Genomic DNA, 17,715 nt, shown 5'->3' with positions numbered 1-17,715 from the left:
GCTATTCCTCCTCGAGCGTGACCTTGCCGCCCAACAGGCGGTAGTGGTCGAAGAAATCGGGATAGGACTTGTTGACGGCTTCGGCGCCGTGAATCACGACCTCGCCGGTGGCGCGACTTGCGGCGATGGCTGCCATCATGGCGATGCGGTGGTCGTTGTGCGAATCGACCTCGCCGCCGGTAAGGGCATCGACGCCCTTGATGATGAGGTCGTCACCGGCGATGCGCACCTGTGCGCCCAGCGCGGTGAGCTCGCGGGTGGTGGTGACCAGACGGTCAGATTCCTTGATGCGCAGACGGGCGCAATCGCGGATAAAGGTGCGGCCCTGTGCCAGTGAGGCCACGGCCGAGATAACGGGCACGAGGTCGGGAATATCGTGGGCGCTCATCTCAAAGCCGGCGAGTTTGTCGGACTGCACGGTGGCGGCGTTGGTGGAGCGCACGATGCGGGCGCCAAAGCGCGAAAGCGCGGCAAGTACGTTACGGTCGCCCTGGGCCGAGCTAAGTGACACACCCTCGACGGTGATGGGGTCGGAGCCGATGGCGCCGGCGCACAGCCAAAAGGCAGCGTTGGACCAGTCACCCTCGACGGCCACGTTACCGGGCGTGCGATACGAGCCACTGCTCACGCGGAAGTTTGTGACCTCGGGCTGGCCGTCCCGGGCGGGAATACGCTCGACGTTGACCTCGACGCCAAAGGCCTTCATGGCCTGGAGTGTCAGGTTGATGTAGGGGCGACTCTCGATAAGGCCGGTCACCTGCACGCAGGAGGGCTGGGCGAGCAGCGGGGCTGCCAGCAGCAGGCCCGAGATATACTGCGAGCTCACGTTGCCCGGCAGCACAAAGGTACCCGGGCGCATGCGTCCGCTCGTCTTGAGCGGAAAACCGCCCAGACCCTGTAGGTCGCAGCCGGCGGCGATGATCTCGTCCGAGAGCGGGGACAGCGGGCGGGCGCCCAAGCGTCCCTGACCCACGAAGGTGGCATCCGCACCCAGCGCGCAGGCGACGGGCAGCATAAAGCGCAGCGTGGAGCCGCTCTCGCCGCAGTCGAGCGTGCCGCCGGCAAGGGCCTTGAGCAGGCCAAACTCAACACTCTTCATGGTGGGGTGGACCTGGAAGCCATCCTCGACGGTCTCGATGCGGGCGCCGAGCGCCGTGAGGCAACGCACCGTGGCCTCGATATCGGCGCAGGTAGTGTTGCAGGTGACGTGCGTCTCGCCGTTGGCAAGCGCGGCGCAAATGATGAGGCGATGCGCCATCGACTTGGACGCGATGGCGGGAACGTTGCCCTTGAGCGGGGACGGGGTGATGCGGGCTAGCATGCGGAAGCGTCTCCCTTCTGGCCGAGGCCCTCGGCAATAAGTTCGTGGAAAGTGGAAAGCGGCGTGCGGTCGATGCTGCAGCGGCCAATGCCGTGCGGAATCACCAGGTCGATGGTGTCGCCCGCGCGCTTCTTGTCGTGGAGCGCCTCGGCAAAGACGGCATCGACATCGAGGTCGCAGCGGGTCTTGAGGCCATGGCGGGCGCAGAGTTCCTCAATACGACCGGGCAGTGCAGCATCGCAGACGCCGTGCAAGGCCGCGGCGCGCGTGATGATGCCCATGCCGATCGACACGCAGTTGCCGTGTCCGAGCTCAAAGTGCTCGCAGGCCTCGACGGCGTGTCCGGCGCTGTGTCCAAAGTTGAGGAGCTTGCGCTGGTTGGTTTCGCGCTCGTCGGCGACGACCACGGCGCGCTTGATGTCGATATTGCGGGCGATGATGAGCGCCACGCGAGCCACGTCCTGGTTGAGCAGCTCCAGCGTGAGCGGGGTCTTCTCGAGCTCATCGAAGAGTTCCGGATCGGCGATTACGGCATGCTTGACGACCTCGCCGCAGCCGTCGGCGAACTGCTCGGGCGTGAGGGTGGCCAGGCACCCCACATCGGCGATAACCACGCTCGGCTGCCAAAAGGCGCCGGCCAAGTTCTTGCCGGCAGCCAGGTCGATGGCCGTCTTGCCGCCCACCGACGAATCCACCATGGCGAGCAGACTCGTGGGGATCTGCACAAACTTGCAGCCGCGCATGTAGGTGGCGGCCACAAAGCCGGCCACGTCGCCCACGACACCGCCGCCGAGTGCAACGATCACGTCGGAGCGTGAAAGCTCGTGCTCGGCCACAAACTCCAAAATGGCAACATAGGTTTCGGCGCGCTTATGGGCCTCGCCGGCCTCGAAGGTGCAGATGCTCACCTCGTAGCCTGATGCCTCCAGACTCTGCTTAACGGGCATCTGGTAGAGCGGGCCCACGTTGGTGTCCGTCACGATGACGGCCTTGGTGCCGCCGGCAGTGGCGCGCACGAGCGGTCCCGCCTGCTCCAGCAAAAACGTGCCAACATGCACCTGGTAGGGGCGTGCGGTGTCGATATCGATGGTAATCGCCATAAGCTTCGGTCCTTTCGACCTGGCGTGATAGGTGGTCTAGTGGGAGGCCTCGTCGTCGAGTGCGCGCTTAATGCGGTCGCCCTCGGCAAGGAGATTCTCCAGATAGCGCTGGTCGCGGTCCTTGAGTGCACGGCTGTAGGCGCCAAGCGACTCGATCAGATGGTCGATCTCGAAGGCGAGTGCGTCGGCGTCGTCGATCATGAGCTCGGACCACATTTGCGGGTTGAGGTGCGCCACGCGGGTGAGATCGCGGTAGCTACCGGCCGAAAAACCGTGGTGAACTTGGGCGGTCGGGCTTTTGACGTAGGCGTTTGATACCACGTGCGCGAGCTGGCTCGTAAAGGCGATGACGCGGTCGTGTTCGGCAGCGCTGGTCACGCTGAACTTGCCAAAGCCCAAGGGGCGTACCATCTCGCGCACCTGGCCCAAAAGTTCCAGCTTGAGCGCATCGTCCACCGCGGGCGGCACGAGCACGAGCGGCGCGCCCTGGAACAAGTCGGCGCGGGAGTGCGCGTAGCCCGAGAACTGGGTGCCCGCCATGGGGTGCGCGCCCACAAAGTAAAAGCCGTGCTCGCGGGCAAGCTCAAAGGCGCGCTCGCACACAATGCCCTTGACGCCCACCGTGTCGATCACCACGGGGCCCATGATGGCCTCGGTGTCGGTGGCGTCGGCGAGTGCCTGGGCATGCGCCTCGAGCCACTCGATGCAGGCTTCGGGGTAGCAAGCCAGCACGATGATGTCGCATTCGCCGAGTGTCTCGTCGTTGAGTTCTCCGGCAACGGTGCCCATGCTGGCGGCAGTCATGACATCGTCATCGGGGTCCCAGGCCAGCACGCGGACGCCCGCCTGCGCATAGCCGCGGGCAAAGCTGCCGCCGATGAGGCCCAGGCCCACAATGCCGGCGCACTTGGGGCCGCCCTGGTTAACGCGCGCGTTTCTCACCGTACCCATGGGTTACTCCATGGTCTCTTGGCAGACGACCTCGCGGATGGCTCGGATGCGGCGCATGGTGTCGTCGAACTGATCGGGGGTGAGGGCCTGAGCGCCGTCTGACCAGGCACGGCTCGGCTCGTCGTGGACCTCGATCTCCAGGCCGTTGGCACCGCAGGCGGTCGCGGCGAGCGCCATAGGCTCAACGTAGCGGGTGTAGCCGGTGGCGTGGCTGGGGTCGGCGACGACGGGCAGGTGCGACAGGTGGTGCAGCACCGGCACGGCGTTGAGGTCGAAGGTGTTGCGGGTGCGGGTCTCGAAGGTGCGGATACCGCGCTCGCACAGGATGACGTTGTCGTTGCCCTCACTCATGATGTACTCGGCGGCCATGAGCAGCTCATCGATCGTGCCGGACATGCCGCGCTTAAGCAAGATCGGAGTCTTGGTCTTGCCGACCTCTTTGAGCAGAGGGAAGTTCTGGGCGTTGCGGGCGCCGATCTGCATGACGTCGATCTTCTTGTCCAGGAAGACCTGCACGTCGCGTGGGTCCATGATCTCGGTGACGATCGGCATGTCGAGCTCGGCCGATGCCTCGCACAGCAGGTCAAGGCCGGCGGGACCCATGCCCTGGTAGGCGTATGGGGAGGTGCGGGGCTTGTAGGCGCCGCCGCGCAGCATCGTGGCGCCGGCGGCCTTCACGCGGCGGGCGATGCGGATGAGGTTCTCGCCCTCGACGGAGCAGGGGCCGGCGATGACCTGGAACTGATCGCCGCCTACATGTACGCCGTGGCCGCAGTCGATGACGGAGTCCTCGGGGTGGAACTTGCGGTTGGCGCGCTTGAACGGCTCGGAGACGCGCTGTACGCGCTCGACGACGTCCATAGACTCGAGCAGGAACGGGTCGATCTTGGTCGTATCGCCCACCAGGCCGATGATCGTCTCGTTCTCGCCGCGCGAGACATCGGTCTTCAGACCCTTTTTTTCAATCCAGCTGACGATATGGCTGACGGCCTCGTCGCTGGCGCTCTGCTTTAAAATTGCAATCATGGTGTGCCTCTCACCTCGATGGATAACCCTTGCAAAAACGGCCCGCATCGCGAGCCGTGTATATATGGTGCATGAGAGTTTATACTATCTGACTCGCTTTTGCCTTCTAAAGTGGGCCGTTGCGCCGTGTCTTCCTCGGAATTGCAAAGCTTTTTCTTTTATTTTGATAGCCCGTGGTGCACTTGGGTATAATGCCAAACGTTGGCCCTATTAGCTCAGGGGATTAGAGCGTCTGCCTCCGGAGCAGAAGGCCGTTGGTTCGAATCCAACATGGGGCACCATCGAACGTAAGACCGTCCGAACCTCGCATGGTCCGGGCGGTTTTTCTTATACCGACGCGACGTGATGGGACGTGGTATGGCAGCAACGGATATCGAGCGCGGACTCTCGACCGCCGAGGTCGAGGAGCGCATCGCCGCCGGTAAGATCAACCGCAACATGGAGCTCAAGACCAAGTCGGTCAAAGAGCTCATCATCGAGAACCTCTGCACGCTGTTCAATTTGATCAACGTGATCTTGGCGTTCCTGGTCATTTTGACCGGTTCGTTTAAGAATCTGACGTTCCTGTTCGTGGTGTTCCTCAATACCGCTATTGGCGTCATTCAGTCCATGCGTTCCAAGAAGATGGTCGATAAGCTCACGCTGTTGACCTCCAAGAAGGCCATCGCGGTGCGCGACGGCGCCGAGGTGGAGCTCGACCTGGACCAGATCGTGCTCGACGACATCATCCGCCTGGGGCGCGGTGACCAGATTCCCGCTGACGCCGTGGTGGTTTCGGGCGAGGCGCTCGTGAACGAGAGCCTGCTGACGGGCGAGAGCGACCTTATTAAGAAACAGCCCGGTTCCGAGCTCATGAGCGGCAGCTTTATCGACTCGGGCCTGCTGCGCGCCCGCGTGATCCATGTCGGCGCCGACAACTACGTGGCCAAAATTAATAACGAGGCCAAGTACGTCAAAAAGGTCAATTCCGAGATCATGAACGCGCTGAACGCCATCGTGCGCTTTGCGAGCATCATCATGATCCCGCTCGGTTTGGCGTTGTTTGCCTCGAGTGTGAGCGAGCTGTGGGATGCCGCGGGAACCCCGGGCGATAGCGCGCTTTCGTGGTGCTTCTCTGAGCTGTTGGCTGGTCATGTGCCTTCGTCGGCGCTGTTGTCCACGGTGGGCGCCCTGCTGGGCATGATCCCGCAAGGCCTGGTGCTGCTGACCTCGTCGGTGCTCGCCATCGCCACGGTGCGCCTGGCCCGCCGCAAGGTGCTGGCGCAGCAGCTCTACTGCATCGAGACGCTCGCTCGCGTTGACGTGCTGTGCCTGGACAAGACGGGTACCATCACGTCGGGTCGCATGGAGGTCGAGGGCACGTATCCGCTGCCGGTTGAGGGCGTTGCCCTGGGTGTGGGGGAGAACGAGGCATCTGTTCCCGTCGATACCACAGTGCTCGATTTTGCGCTGGCTAACGTGGCGCGTGCGACTTCGGCCGATGCCAACGAGACCTGTCAGGCGCTGCTCAACTATTACGCCGATCGCCCGGTCGAGGTGTCTGAGCCGCTGTCGGTCATTCCGTTCTCGTCGTCTAAAAAATGGAGTGGCGCTTCTTTTGCGCAGGGCTCCTATGTGATGGGCGCCGCGCAGTTTGTGCTTTCGGAGCGTGTGTTTTCGCAGGTCGAGAACCGTGTCGCCGAGCTTGCTGATACCTGCCGCGTGCTCGTGGCGGCGCGCGTGGACGGCTTTACGCCCGATGGCGATATGGTGGGCGAGGCCGAGCCCGTGGGCTTTGTGACCATCCGCGACGAGATTCGTACCTCGGCGGCCGAGACCATCGGCTACTTTAACGAGCAGGGCGTGACCCTCAACGTGATCAGTGGCGACGACCCGCGTACGGTGTCGTCGATCGCGCGCGTGGTGGGCGTGCCGGGGGCGGACGCTTATGTGGACGCCACGACGCTCGATACGCCAGCAAAGCTCGATGCCGCAGTGGACCGCTACCATGTCTTTGGTCGTGTGACCCCGCAGCAGAAGCGCGAGCTCGTGCAGGCGCTCAAGCGCCGCGAGCACACCGTGGCAATGACGGGCGACGGCGTCAACGACGTGCTGGCGCTCAAGGAGGCCGACTGCTCCGTGGCCATGGCGGCCGGCTCCGATGCCGCGCGCAACGTGGCCGAGATCGTGCTGGTCGACAACGACTTTGCCTCGATGCCCGCCGTGGTGGCCGAGGGCCGTCGCTCCATCAATAACCTGCAGCGTTCGGCCTCGCTGTTCCTTACCAAGACGCTGTTCTCGATGGGCCTGGCCGCGCTGTGCATCGCGCTGCCGCCGTACCCCTTCGAGCCCATCCAGATGACGCTCATTAACTTCTTCTGCATCGGCGCGCCGGGCTTTGTGTTGGGCCTGGAGCCCAACAATGCTCGCGTGAAGGGTGCGTTTTTGACGAACGTACTCAAGCGCGCACTGCCGGCGTCGATTGCGGTCATTTTGGCTGCGGCGCTCGATATCTTTGTGGCGCGCGTGTTTGGCTTTAGCCAGCTCACGCTGTCTACGATGTGCCTGCTTACGTCGTGCGCGGCGAGCGTCAGCCTGATCTGGCGCATCTCGCAGCCTCTCACGCCCTTACGAGTGGTGCTCTTTGTGTTTGTAGTCGCCGGCATCCTGACGGGCGTTATCGGATTCCCGGAGCTGCTGTCTATTGCCAACCTGTCGATGGGCCAGATGGTTATCTTGGCTGTCATCGTGGTCTTTACCTGCTCGGTGTTCTTTAAGCTCGCCACGATGATGGATTCGCTCAAGCCGCGTCGTCGTCATGCCGCAACTGGTTTTGGCCGCGGTGTGCGCGTCCGCCTGGGTCGCGGTGGCGGCAAGGTGAGCTCGACGGGTTCGACGGCGGAGCGTTTTGCCAAGCGCGTCGCCGCCGACATGGCGCAGCGCCGCGAAGCTCGCACCGTTCGTGAGGCCGAGGCCCGCGCACTCGAGGGCGTGGCCCAGGCCCAACCCAAGAAAAAGAGGAGTGCCGGAGCCAAACGCTCTCGCGTGACCAAGTCCGCCCAAGGCATCAAAGTCTCGATGCCAAGCAAAAAGAAGAAGTAGCTACGCGCCCTGGCGATGTTGAATTGGTGCCTTGTTCCTGTGGGGCCGTGGCGATGTTATGCTCTAACCTCGATTGTTTGAATTGCTTCGAAAAGAGGATGCCGTGATCTGCCCGCATTGCCTTAAGACTATCGAGGACGGCGCCTCGTTCTGCCCCTACTGCAACGCCTATGTGGGTCCGGGCGATGGCCCCGAGCACACCGAGTTCGTGTTCTGTGAGGGCTGCGGTGCCCGTCTTTCTCCGCATGACCGTACGTGCCCCAAATGCGGACGCCCGGCTCCGGGTATCCTCTCCGAGGACGCGGCCGCATCCGACTTGGCTGCGGGCCGCACGGCGGGTTTTCCGCGCCTAACGCAAGAGCAGATCGATACCGAGGTGCCGCATGCGCCGGCCTCTGCCGCTGCGGTGCTTTCGGACGCCGCCGATCCTAACGAGACCTGCGTGCTGCCGGCTTTCGATAAGGATTTCGGTATCCCCAAGGTCGATATTCCCACGCCGGTTTCCCTGCACGACGATGCTCAAAAACCCAAGCGCAAGGTGCACCCCGACGAGGACGCCTATCACAAGCACAAGCGTCATATCCCCAAGCCGTTCATCGTCATCGCGGTCCTTGCCGTCCTTTGCGGCGGTGCCTATTGGTTCGTGACGACCGATCCCATGGGTGTTATGCCCGGCTTCTATGACCAGTTTGGCCAGGCTGCGCAGACGACCTTCCCTACGCGCCAAAAGGGCGAGGCGACTGAGGACGATACCAAGCAGGACGATTCTGCCGAGGTGGTCCAGGAAGAAACCGTGCTCACCGATGATCAGCTCTATACCAGGCTCGACGGTCTGTATCAGACCATCGTGTCCTACGGTGACGAGGACCAGATCGGCGAGGTCATCGATTCCTTTAACAACGGCTATCTCCGATCGCCGCTGTCAACCCGTCAGGAGCTGTCGCAGAGTGCCTACGCCCTGCGCGACCAGATCAAAAAGACGCAAGATGAGCTCAATAACCTTAAGTATCAGGACGATACGGTCTATGCGGACGACATCGCCCACTTAAAGCAGCTTGCCGAGTGGATGTATGAGCGCGTCGACGTGATCTGCCAGAGTTGGGACATCTCGCTGGCCATTCCCGATGGCGAGTCGATGAGTTCCCACCAAAGCGAGATCCTGGCGCCCATCGCGCAGGGCGGCAACAGCGCGCTGAACCAGTACGACGCCAATGTGGGTTCCTGGAAGCCGCAGCAGCGTTCCTAAAATTAGTTCGCCATAGTCGGCATAACCTACGTGCGCAATTGATGTAAGCGCATGCTTATTGCTACAATTCGTACAAATATGCTTTAAACGCACGAGGAAGGAACCACATGTTTGGTTTTAAGAAAGAGCTCTACACGCCCGAGTATCAGCTTGCCGGCGACGAGTGCGCCGTAATCGAGACGTCGAAGGGTACCATCAAGGTCAAGTTTGACGGCGAGGGCGCTCCCATTCATGTCGCGAACTTCTGCGAGCTTTCCACGATGGGTTTCTATGATGGCCTTAAGTTCCATCGCTATGTGCCCGGCTTTGTCATTCAGGGTGGCGACCCCAATACCCGCGATATGTCCGGCGCCGACGTCGCTGCCGGTCTTGAGGGCCCCGACGGCATGCCCGGTACCGGTGGCCCCGGCTACTGCATCAAGGGCGAGTTTGCCACCAATCCGCGCAACAGCCATGTCGATGGCGCCCTTGCCATGGCACGCTCCATGGACCCCGATTCCGCGGGTTCGCAGTTTTACTTCTGCCTGGGTGCCCAGCATAACCTCGATTCCGGTTACACCGTCTTTGGTACCACGGTCGAGGGTCTCGATGTGATTTCGCAGCTGCGCGCCGGCGACGAGATCGTCCACGTCGAGATCGTTCACGAGTAAAGGGGACTTCCTTGAATAGCCAGCTGATCCAACAGGGCCGCGCCGCTTACCGCGCGGGTGATTTTTCCGCTGCAGCCCAGATGCTTGGGGCGGCAAAGACTCCCGATGAGATTATGGGCGAGGCCGATCACCTTCGTGGCAACGCCTTGATGCACCTGGGCATGTATGCCGAGGCCGCCGAGGCCTATGCCGCCGCCCTCAACGACGGCACCTACGGCAAGCGCGGCGCGCTGCTCACCAACCGCGGCAAGGCACTCGCCGCCGTGGGCGACTACACGACGGCCGCACAGGCGTTCTCTGCTGCTACGCAGGATGCTTCCTATGCCACGCCGTTTAAGGCCTATCTGGGCCTGGGTAACGCGCTGTTCCAGTCGGGCGACTATGCCAACGCGGGTACTGCCTTCCGTCAGGCCGCCATCGACGGCGCCAATCCGGCTCCTGCCGCCGCACTCGGCGAGCTCGGTCGTTGCTTCATTAAGCTCGGCCGTCCGGCGGATGCCGTGGAGACCTACCGCACGGCTATCGACTTTGCCGGCCCCCGCGACGACACGCGTGCGCTCAACGCCGGCATGGGTCAGGCGCTTTCTGCCGCCGGCCGTCCCTCCGACGCACTCGACGCCTTTAACGCCGCTACTGCCGATGGCATCTACCAGCTCACCTCCGAGCAGGCCGACGAGCTTGCCCGCGTGCACGATTCGCTTGCCGCGCTGTCTGCCCAAACGGCTATGGCCACGGCTCCGGCGCCTGCGATGGACGCTCCTGCCGTCGATCCGCTCGATCCTACGGGCGCGACCGGTCAGTTTATGCCCGATCCCTCGGACACCGGCTTCTTTACGCTGTCCGAGTCCGAGATGGTCCAGCAGGACCGTCAGGACCGCAAGCAGGCCAAGGTTCGTCGTCGCCATCGCCACACGGGTCTCAAAGTCTTCATCGTGCTGCTTCTGCTCATTTTGATCGCCGCGGGCGGTCTGGGCTTTGCCTACACGCGCGGCTTTGGCTTCCCGTCCCAGGAGTCTGTCGTTACCGATCTGTTCCAGGCTGCCGACGACGGTGACACCGCAAAGGCCGAGTCTTGCCTGGCATCGAGCCTGTCCGAGGACGCTAAGTCGATGATCATCTCCTCGATTCCGCAGGGTGCCACCGTGTCCGTCGAGGGCATGGATCAGTCCATGACCGAGACGACCGCCAAGGTGAAGGCATCGCTGTCCAAGGGCGGCGAGCAGGAGTACACCGTCAAATTCGTGCGCTCCGACAACCATATCGGCTGGGCCGTTTCCTCGCTCGATATGGATTTCTCGGCTGCTGACAACCAGTAGTGACCTTATGGGATTTAGCTTTGCCCGGCGCTTCACCGCAAGTGAGGTGCCGGGCTTGCGCTAGTATGATGAGCTAGTAGTTTTCCAGCAATCATCCAACACATCAGGAGTTGCGTTGTTTTCTTTGATGGATATGTTCTTCGGTAGCTATGCGGGCGATCTTGCCATCGACCTCGGCACCGCAAATACGCTTGTCTCCGTGCGCGGCAAGGGCATCGTCATTCGCGAGCCCTCTGTTGTCGCCATCGACAAGAACGACGAGCGCATCCTGGCGGTCGGTATCGAGGCAAAGCGCATGCTCGGCCGTACGCCCGGCAACATCGTGGCCGTTCGTCCCCTGAAGGACGGCGTCATCGCCGACTTCGATGTTACCGAGGCCATGCTTCGCTACTTTATCGACAAGGCGTCTGAGAAGCGCTATCCGTGGACCCCGCGTCCGCGTGTTGTCGTCTGCGTTCCTTCCGGTGTCACGTCGGTCGAGAAGCGTGCTGTCTTTGAGGCCACGATCCAGGCCGGTGCCCGCCAGGCCTATCTGATCGAGGAGCCCATGGCTGCCGCTATCGGCGCCGACCTGCCCGTCGAGGAGCCCACCGGCTCCATGGTCATCGACATCGGTGGCGGTACCACCGAGGTTGCCGTTATCGCTATGGGCGGCATCGTCGTCTCGCAGTCCATTCGTATTGCCGGCGACGAGTTCGATCAGGCCATCCTCACGCACGTTCGCGATGCCTACAACCTGGCCATCGGCGAGCGTACGGCAGAGGACATCAAGATCAAGGTCGGCTCCGCCGTGCCGCTCAAGGACGAGCTCGACGTCGAGGTCAACGGCCGCGACGTGATCACCGGTTTGCCCAAGACCGTGCGCATCGAGAGCGAGGAGATTCGTCGCGCACTCAACAAGCCGCTCGACGAGATGGCCAAGGCCGTCAAGGACGCACTCGATGCCACGCCGCCCGATCTTGCCTCTGACCTTATGTACTATGGCATATTGCTGACCGGTGGCGGCGCGCTGCTGCGCGGTCTCGACGTGCGCCTGCGCGATGAGACCGGCGTTTCGGTCAACGTCAGCCCAACGGCGCTCGATAACGTCGTTAACGGCTGTGCCCGCGTGCTCGAGGCCAATGCGTTTGATGGCGGCTTCGTCCAGACCAATGCTTAATTTCCAAAAGGTGGATTCCATTTGGCACGATCTTCGGGTTTCTCCACAAATCTGAATACCAAGCGACAATCAACGGGTATGCGCCCGTTGATTGTTTTCAGCCTGATTTCGGTGTTGCTGCTCACGTTTTACATCCGCGAGGGCGAGGCGGGACCGATTCATGCCGTGCGTTCGGGCGTAACGACGATTACCTCGCCGGTGCGCTTTGTGGGTTCGGCTGTGGCGGCTCCTTTCAATGCTATTGGCAACGTGTTCTCTAACCTTACGGCGTCGCAGGACACGCTCGACGAGCTCAAGAAGCAAAACGAGGAGCTGACCTCTAAGGTTGCTGAGCTCTCCGAGGCTCAAAAGACCGCCGAGCGTCTGGAGGGGCTGGTCGGGCTGCAGTCGACCTACAACCTCAAATCGACCGCTGCTCGTATCGTTGGTGCCTCGGGCGATGCCTGGACCTCGACCGTAACCATCGACAAGGGCTCTGCCGACGGCCTTACCATCAACATGCCTGTGACGAGTTCGGCCGGTGTTATCGGCCAGATCATCGAAGTCTCGGCCAAGACGTCCACCGTGCGCCTGATTGGCGACGAGAACTCGGGCGTGTCCGCTATGGTGCAGGACACGCGCGCCCAGGGCATGCTGCAGGGTCAGGCTGACGGCACGCTGCGTCTTGAGTACGTGAGCGTCGACTCCGATGTTAAGGTTGGCGACATCATCGTGACCTCGGGCATTGGCGGCGTGTTCCCCAAGGGCCTTCCGCTCGGTACCGTCTCGTCGGTTGAGAAATCGGCAAACGACGTGTACTACACCATTGTGGTGCGCGCTCAGACCACGGCCGAGAACAACGAGGAAGTGCTGGTCATTACCTCGCTGACCGACGAACAGTCAGCTTCGGATGAGGACGTGAGCACCGCTAATAGCACGCCGCAGGGAACGTCGCGCGATGCTGCGACCAAGACGAAGGACGAGAGTTCGGATGACAGTTCCGACACGTCCGAGACGACTGATTCCGGCTCGAACGAATAGGGGGCATGTCCATGGATCTACACGAGCAGGGGATGAGCTCCCGTACGTTTGTGATCGCCGCCATCGTGTGCGTGCTGCTGCAGGCAGGCCTGGCACCGCAGATCTCCATTGCGGGCGGTCGCGTCAACTTCATGATTATCCTGGTGTGCCTAAGCGTGTTCTCGGGCGACCCGACCCGTGCCGTCGTGTGCGGTTTTTGCAGCGGCTTGTTTTATGACCTGTCCGCTGCCGTGCCGGTGGGCGTTATGTCGCTCCTGCTGACCGTGGGTTCTTTTGCCCTGGTGCACAGTGCCGTCGGTCAGACGGGCGGTACCCCGAGTGCGCGCGGCATCACGGTGGGCACCTTCGCGCTCGTCATTAATGTGATTTACAGCATCATCTTGCTGTTTATGGGTTTGGAGACGAGCTTTGTCGTGGCGATCTTCGGCCATGCACTGCCGTCCTCGATCCTGACGGGTCTGGTTGCCATTCCGTTTTTGATGTCCGGCGTCGTGCCGCAGTCCGGCTATGGATTCTCCGCGCGTGGCGGACGCCAGACGGGTATGCGCTTTAAGCCCAAGACCCGCAAGCTCAAATAGGGGAGGCCCGTAGATGTCTTCCCAGTTGACGGTTATTATCGCCGGTATCGTGCTGGTTGTGGCCATCGTGGTCGCGCTGGTCATCATGCGTCGTGGCGATTCCCGTTTTACCTACGATACGCAGCATGGAACGGCCCCGCGCGCCACCGAGGGCGAGGGCAATACCGCGGCGACCGCCTTTAAGGGCCGCTTTTCCATCCTCACCACGGGTGTGGGCGCGATGTTTGCGGCGCTTGCCGTCAAGCTGTGGGGCATGCAGATGGTCTCGTCGGACTATTACGAGAAGCAGGCCAATAGTAATCAGACTCGCACCGTTACCACACCCGCTGTGCGCGGTCGCATCCTTGACCGCAATGGCGTGGCGCTTGTCCAGAACCGTCCCTCACTTGCTGTCGTGGCCTACCGCGACCTTGCGGAGGATGAGGTTCTGGTTCGCCATCTTGCCAACGTGCTTGGAATGCCTTACGTGGCGGTCCTTCGCAATATTCAGGACAATACAGAGGGCGCTCAGAGCCTGCATACCATCGCGACGGACGTCCGTCGCTCCACGGTTGCCTATATTCAGGAGCATGCCGGCGAGTTCCCGGGCGTCAAGATTGCCGAGCGTACCGAGCGCCAGTATCCATATGGCGAGACGGCATGCCATATCTTGGGCTATACCGGCACCATTACCTCCGAGCAGCTCGAGGCCCAGAATAAGAAAACCTCTGGCGATGATGATGCTTCTGCTGGCAAGATTACGTACCAGTCGGGCGATATCGTGGGCCAGGCGGGCGTTGAGAGCTACTACGAAAACCTGCTGCAGGGTATTCGTGGCGAGCAGACCGTCAAGGTCGATGCCTCGGGCAATGTGACCGGTCAGGCCGGCGCCGTGCCGGCGAAGGCCGGCTCCGACATTAAGCTCACGCTCGACCTTAAGATCCAACAGGCCTGCGAGACGGCACTGGCGAGCGCTATCGAGCTTGCCAAGACCACTGGCTACAGCAATGCCGGCAACGGCGCTGTGGTGTGTCTCGATCCCAACAATGGCGAGATCCTGGGCATGGCGAGCGAGCCCAAGTTCGATCCGTCCGTCTTTATCGGCGGCGTCTCAAATGACGTGTGGACCGAGCTCAATGATGACAAGGGTTCGCACCCGCTGCTCAACCGCGCCATTAGCGGACAGTACATGTCGGCTTCGACCATCAAGCCGCTCTCGGCACTGGCCGGTCTTGAGTTTGGAACCTACACGTCGGGGCAGACGACCAACTGCACGGGCTATTGGACGGGTCTGGGCAAGTCGTGGGGCAAGTACTGCTGGCTGCATTCCGGCCACGGCACCATGACGCTGCAGTCGGGTATCGCCAACTCGTGCGACCCCGTCTTCTACGACATGGGCAAGGCGTTCTTTTATGACGAGAAACATTCCGAGGGCCTGCAGGAGGTCTTTCGTCGCTGGGGCCTAGGCAAGACCTGCGGTATCGATCTGCCGAGTGAGGGCGCGGGCCGTATTCCCGATGCCGAGTGGAAAGAGTCGTACTTCACCGACGCATCTGCCGAGGACCGCAAGTGGAATGCCGGTGATATGACGAACATTGCCATCGGCCAGGGCGACATCCTGGTGACGCCCCTGCAGATGGCGTGCGCCTATATGGGTCTTGCCAACGGCGGTAAACAGTACGTGCCTCACGTGTTTTTATCTGCCGTGTCGCGCGATGGCGACGGCGATGCCTATAAGTACAACGGCAAGGGCAAGAAGAAGCGCCTGGAGGCCAAGATCAACAGCGATTCGGATTTGGCTCTAGTTCGCAACGGCATGCACGACGTGATTTACACGGCATCGACGTCCCTGGCGGCGCACTTTGGCACCCTGACGCCGCAGGTATACGGCAAGTCGGGCACGGGCGAGAAAAGTGGCGAGGACGAATACGCGTGGTTCTGCGCCTATGCACCGGCCGATGATCCCAAGTATGTCATCGCTACTGTTCTGGAGCAGGGCGGCGGCGGCTCAGATACCGCGATGCATGTCGTGCGCGACGTGCTCGGCGTGATTTATGACGAGCCCGATACCTCTTCGGCCTCGGGCGATTCTTCGGTTCGATAGGAGGTTGCGATGGATTTTTCTCCGGCGGATCTGTTCCGTTCAACCAAGACCGGCTCTCGCAGCAGCCTGGACCGCGTCAACAAGCAACTTTCGGCCTCGCGCGGCACGTTTCGCCAAAAGGTGCATATCGGTGTGCTGCTGGCTACCGTCGCGCTCGTTGCCTATGGCGCCATCATTATTTGGTCGGCGTCACAGTTTAAGGCCGACGCCTCATTCTCGCGCCACCTGCTGGGCATTGGCATTGGCGCGGTGCTTGCGGTGCTGGTGTGGCGTACCGACCTGCGCGGCATCTCCAACTTCTCGACGGCGTTGCTCGTCATCGACCTGATCGTGATCTTCTCGCCCAAGATTCCGGGTCTGTCCTATACAGGCGGTCTGGGCATGACGGGCTGGATCAAGATTCCCGGTATCGGCTTGACATTCCAGCCGGTTGAGCTTGCCAAGCTCATCACCATCTTCTTTATTGCCACGCTTGGCTCGCAGTATAACGGTCGCATCGATACCGTTCGCGACTACGTCAAGCTCTGCGGCATGCTGTCCATTCCGTTTTTGGCCGTCGTTGCCATGGGCGACCTGGGCTCGGGCCTGGTCGTGCTGGTCTCGGGTGCCATCGTCATCTGCATGAGCGGTGCACGCCGCGAATGGGTGCTGTCGACCTTGGCCCTGCTCGTGGGCCTGGTGGCCCTCGTCCTGGCGCTCGATTCGGTCTTTGATTCGTTGCTCGGCCACGATGTGCTCATCAAGCAGTATCAGATGAACCGTCTGACGGTCTTTATCGACCCCGATAATGCCGATTCGGACGATGCCTACAACCTGCAGCAGTCGCTTATCGCCGTTGGCTCGGGCGGCTTCTTTGGTAAGGGCTTGGGCCATGCGACGCAGTCGGCCGGCGGCTTTCTGCCTGAGTTCCACACCGACTTCGTCTTCGCCTTCCTGTCCGAGACCTTTGGCTTTTGCGGTTCCTTTTTGCTCCTGTGCCTCTACGTGCTGTTGATCTTTTCGACGATTCGCGTCGCCTTTAAGTGTGAGTCACTGTTTTTGCGTCTTTCGTGTGTGGGCATCGTTGGCATGTGGGCGTTCCAGACCTTCGAAAACATCGGCATGTGCATCGGCATGATGCCGATTACCGGTATTCCGCTACCGTTTATTAGCTTCGGTTCGTCTTCGATGATGATTCAGCTGCTGACGGTGGGTATCGTACAATCCATATGGCGGCATCGTTCGGGCGCCGCGTAACCGCTGGAGGGGTTTGCTATGAAAATTCCCGTAGATAAGCTGACCCGCGCTTTTAAGATGGGCGCGTCCGTTAAGAAGGATTCCGATACGCCGGTGCGCGTTTCGGTCTATCTGGATTCGTCCGCCTCGCGCTTTCTGGCCGAGACGGTGCGTGACGCCTTTGTGCCGCAGACGACCTCGGGCATTGTGCGCGTCGAGCGTCTGGGGGAGGAGCGAATTGCTCCAAAGACCGATACCGATGTGGTGCTGGTGCTCTCGTGTGGTTCCGACCGCTTGGAGAGTGCCGTGCAGGAGCTCGTGATCGCCGGCGCGCCCGTGTGCGTGCTTGCCGAGTCTGCTGTGGAGGTGCCGTTTATCGAGGAGTCCACGCCCATGCTCGGCGTTGTCGCGGCAACCGATAAGACGTATCTGCTCGAGACGCTTGCCCGCTGGATTCTCGACCGCACCGACAAGGAAACGGCTTTTGCGGCGAACTTTGCCTTCATGCGCATCGCGGCGGCCAATCGTATCATCACCTCGTGCGCGCTCACCAATATGGCGACCGGTGCGCTGGTGTTTTTGCCGGGCGCCGATTATCCCGTTATGGCGCTGGCGCAGGTGGGCATGCTCTTTGAGCTCGCTGCCGTCTTTGGACGCGGCATTAAGCCCGAGCGCGGCTACGAGGTCGCGGGCGTGCTTGCCGGCGGTCTTGTGATCCGCGCGGTCACCCGCGCGCTCGTCAAGCAGACGCCGCATATTGGGTTTGCCGTCAAGGCGCTCACTGCTGCCGCGGGCACCTATGGCATGGGCCGTGCGCTCGTTTCGCTCTACGAGCGCGATGTTGACTACAGCCGTGCCAACGAGGTAGTCACTGCCACGTTCTCCCGCGTTCGCGATCTGGTGACCACGGTCGCGGGCGCTACCCGTCCTATGGCGTCCTATCAAGACGCATCCGATCTCGCTGCTTAG

General features: G+C 61.7%; 14 protein-coding genes and 1 tRNA gene. 11 read left to right on the top strand and 4 right to left on the bottom strand.

Translation table 11 applies throughout. The features are described 5' to 3' along the window. Nucleotide 1: 1 nt before the first annotated feature. The 4 genes from aroA to aroF are packed head-to-tail and all read right to left on the bottom strand — an operon-like array spanning nt 2 to nt 4,398. Nucleotides 2–1,321 (bottom strand): 3-phosphoshikimate 1-carboxyvinyltransferase, encoded by a 1,320-nt coding sequence (gene aroA, locus DWY05_RS00600; protein ID WP_117820544.1) that lies wholly within the window; start codon nt 1,319–1,321, stop codon nt 2–4. Next, nucleotides 1,315–2,421: a 3-dehydroquinate synthase gene (aroB, locus tag DWY05_RS00595; protein ID WP_117820545.1), complete on the bottom strand. Its 1,107-nt coding sequence runs from the start codon at nt 2,419–2,421 to the stop codon at nt 1,315–1,317. Before aroB ends, aroA begins: the two co-directional genes overlap by 7 nt. Before the next feature lie 36 nt (nt 2,422–2,457). Then, nucleotides 2,458–3,372: a prephenate dehydrogenase/arogenate dehydrogenase family protein gene (locus DWY05_RS00590; protein WP_117820546.1), complete on the bottom strand. Its 915-nt coding sequence runs from the start codon at nt 3,370–3,372 to the stop codon at nt 2,458–2,460. 3 nt (nt 3,373–3,375) lie between these two features. Further along, on the bottom strand, nt 3,376–4,398 hold the full coding sequence (gene aroF, locus DWY05_RS00585) for a 3-deoxy-7-phosphoheptulonate synthase (protein ID WP_117820547.1): 1,023 nt from the start codon (nt 4,396–4,398) through the stop codon (nt 3,376–3,378). Between the two features lie 204 nt (nt 4,399–4,602). Here aroF and DWY05_RS00580 point away from each other — a divergent pair. The 11 genes from DWY05_RS00580 to DWY05_RS00530 all read left to right on the top strand — a co-directional run bounded on the left by DWY05_RS00580 (nt 4,603) and on the right by DWY05_RS00530 (nt 17,715). Further along, nucleotides 4,603–4,679: transfer RNA gene (locus DWY05_RS00580), tRNA-Arg, on the top strand. A gap of 76 nt (nt 4,680–4,755) precedes the next feature. Then, the gene (locus DWY05_RS00575; RefSeq protein WP_117820548.1) at nt 4,756–7,479 is read left to right on the top strand and encodes an HAD-IC family P-type ATPase; all 2,724 of its coding nucleotides are present in this window, start codon (nt 4,756–4,758) and stop codon (nt 7,477–7,479) included. 103 nt (nt 7,480–7,582) lie between these two features. Continuing rightward, the gene (locus tag DWY05_RS00570) at nt 7,583–8,725 is read left to right on the top strand and encodes a zinc ribbon domain-containing protein (RefSeq protein ID WP_158558679.1); all 1,143 of its coding nucleotides are present in this window, start codon (nt 7,583–7,585) and stop codon (nt 8,723–8,725) included. A gap of 107 nt (nt 8,726–8,832) precedes the next feature. After that, nucleotides 8,833–9,375, top strand: coding sequence for a peptidylprolyl isomerase (locus DWY05_RS00565; protein WP_006236059.1), 543 nt, complete (start codon nt 8,833–8,835; stop codon nt 9,373–9,375). 11 nt (nt 9,376–9,386) lie between these two features. Beyond that, a complete protein-coding gene (locus DWY05_RS00560; RefSeq protein WP_233503976.1) occupies nt 9,387–10,691 on the top strand; it encodes a tetratricopeptide repeat protein in 1,305 nt (434 codons plus the stop codon). Nucleotides 10,692–10,818: 127 nt separating this feature from the next. Continuing rightward, nucleotides 10,819–11,850: a rod shape-determining protein gene (locus DWY05_RS00555; protein ID WP_006236061.1), complete on the top strand. Its 1,032-nt coding sequence runs from the start codon at nt 10,819–10,821 to the stop codon at nt 11,848–11,850. Between the two features lie 78 nt (nt 11,851–11,928). Then, entirely contained in the window at nt 11,929–12,870 is a 942-nt protein-coding gene (gene mreC / locus DWY05_RS00550; protein ID WP_117820550.1) for a rod shape-determining protein MreC, read from the top strand. 11 nt (nt 12,871–12,881) lie between these two features. Next, the gene (locus DWY05_RS00545; protein WP_117837153.1) at nt 12,882–13,448 is read left to right on the top strand and encodes a hypothetical protein; all 567 of its coding nucleotides are present in this window, start codon (nt 12,882–12,884) and stop codon (nt 13,446–13,448) included. Nucleotides 13,449–13,461: 13 nt separating this feature from the next. Next, complete coding sequence (mrdA, locus tag DWY05_RS00540; protein WP_055285113.1) at nt 13,462–15,531, top strand: penicillin-binding protein 2; 2,070 nt, start codon at nt 13,462–13,464, stop codon at nt 15,529–15,531. A gap of 9 nt (nt 15,532–15,540) precedes the next feature. Next, nucleotides 15,541–16,767, top strand: a complete 1,227-nt coding sequence (locus DWY05_RS00535) for an FtsW/RodA/SpoVE family cell cycle protein (RefSeq protein ID WP_055249988.1) — start codon at nt 15,541–15,543, stop codon at nt 16,765–16,767. Nucleotides 16,768–16,785: 18 nt separating this feature from the next. After that, nucleotides 16,786–17,715, top strand: coding sequence for a YcjF family protein (locus DWY05_RS00530; protein ID WP_006236071.1), 930 nt, complete (start codon nt 16,786–16,788; stop codon nt 17,713–17,715).

This window comes from Collinsella sp. AF23-4AC, from assembly GCF_003462685.1.
Lineage (GTDB): Bacteria > Actinomycetota > Coriobacteriia > Coriobacteriales > Coriobacteriaceae > Collinsella.
This window is presented reverse-complemented; position numbering and strand designations above follow the sequence as displayed.

Coding starts and splice junctions, on each gene's coding strand:
- aroA (WP_117820544.1), bottom strand. CDS start 1,321: ATGCTAGCCCGCATCACCCCGTCCCCGCTCAAGGGCAACGTTCCCGCC.
- aroB (WP_117820545.1), bottom strand. CDS start 2,421: ATGGCGATTACCATCGATATCGACACCGCACGCCCCTACCAGGTGCAT.
- DWY05_RS00590 (WP_117820546.1), bottom strand. CDS start 3,372: ATGGGTACGGTGAGAAACGCGCGCGTTAACCAGGGCGGCCCCAAGTGC.
- aroF (WP_117820547.1), bottom strand. CDS start 4,398: ATGATTGCAATTTTAAAGCAGAGCGCCAGCGACGAGGCCGTCAGCCAT.
- DWY05_RS00575 (WP_117820548.1), top strand. CDS start 4,756: ATGGCAGCAACGGATATCGAGCGCGGACTCTCGACCGCCGAGGTCGAG.
- DWY05_RS00565 (WP_006236059.1), top strand. CDS start 8,833: ATGTTTGGTTTTAAGAAAGAGCTCTACACGCCCGAGTATCAGCTTGCC.
- DWY05_RS00555 (WP_006236061.1), top strand. CDS start 10,819: ATGGATATGTTCTTCGGTAGCTATGCGGGCGATCTTGCCATCGACCTC.
- mreC (WP_117820550.1), top strand. CDS start 11,929: ATGCGCCCGTTGATTGTTTTCAGCCTGATTTCGGTGTTGCTGCTCACG.
- DWY05_RS00545 (WP_117837153.1), top strand. CDS start 12,882: ATGGATCTACACGAGCAGGGGATGAGCTCCCGTACGTTTGTGATCGCC.
- mrdA (WP_055285113.1), top strand. CDS start 13,462: ATGTCTTCCCAGTTGACGGTTATTATCGCCGGTATCGTGCTGGTTGTG.
- DWY05_RS00535 (WP_055249988.1), top strand. CDS start 15,541: ATGGATTTTTCTCCGGCGGATCTGTTCCGTTCAACCAAGACCGGCTCT.
- DWY05_RS00530 (WP_006236071.1), top strand. CDS start 16,786: ATGAAAATTCCCGTAGATAAGCTGACCCGCGCTTTTAAGATGGGCGCG.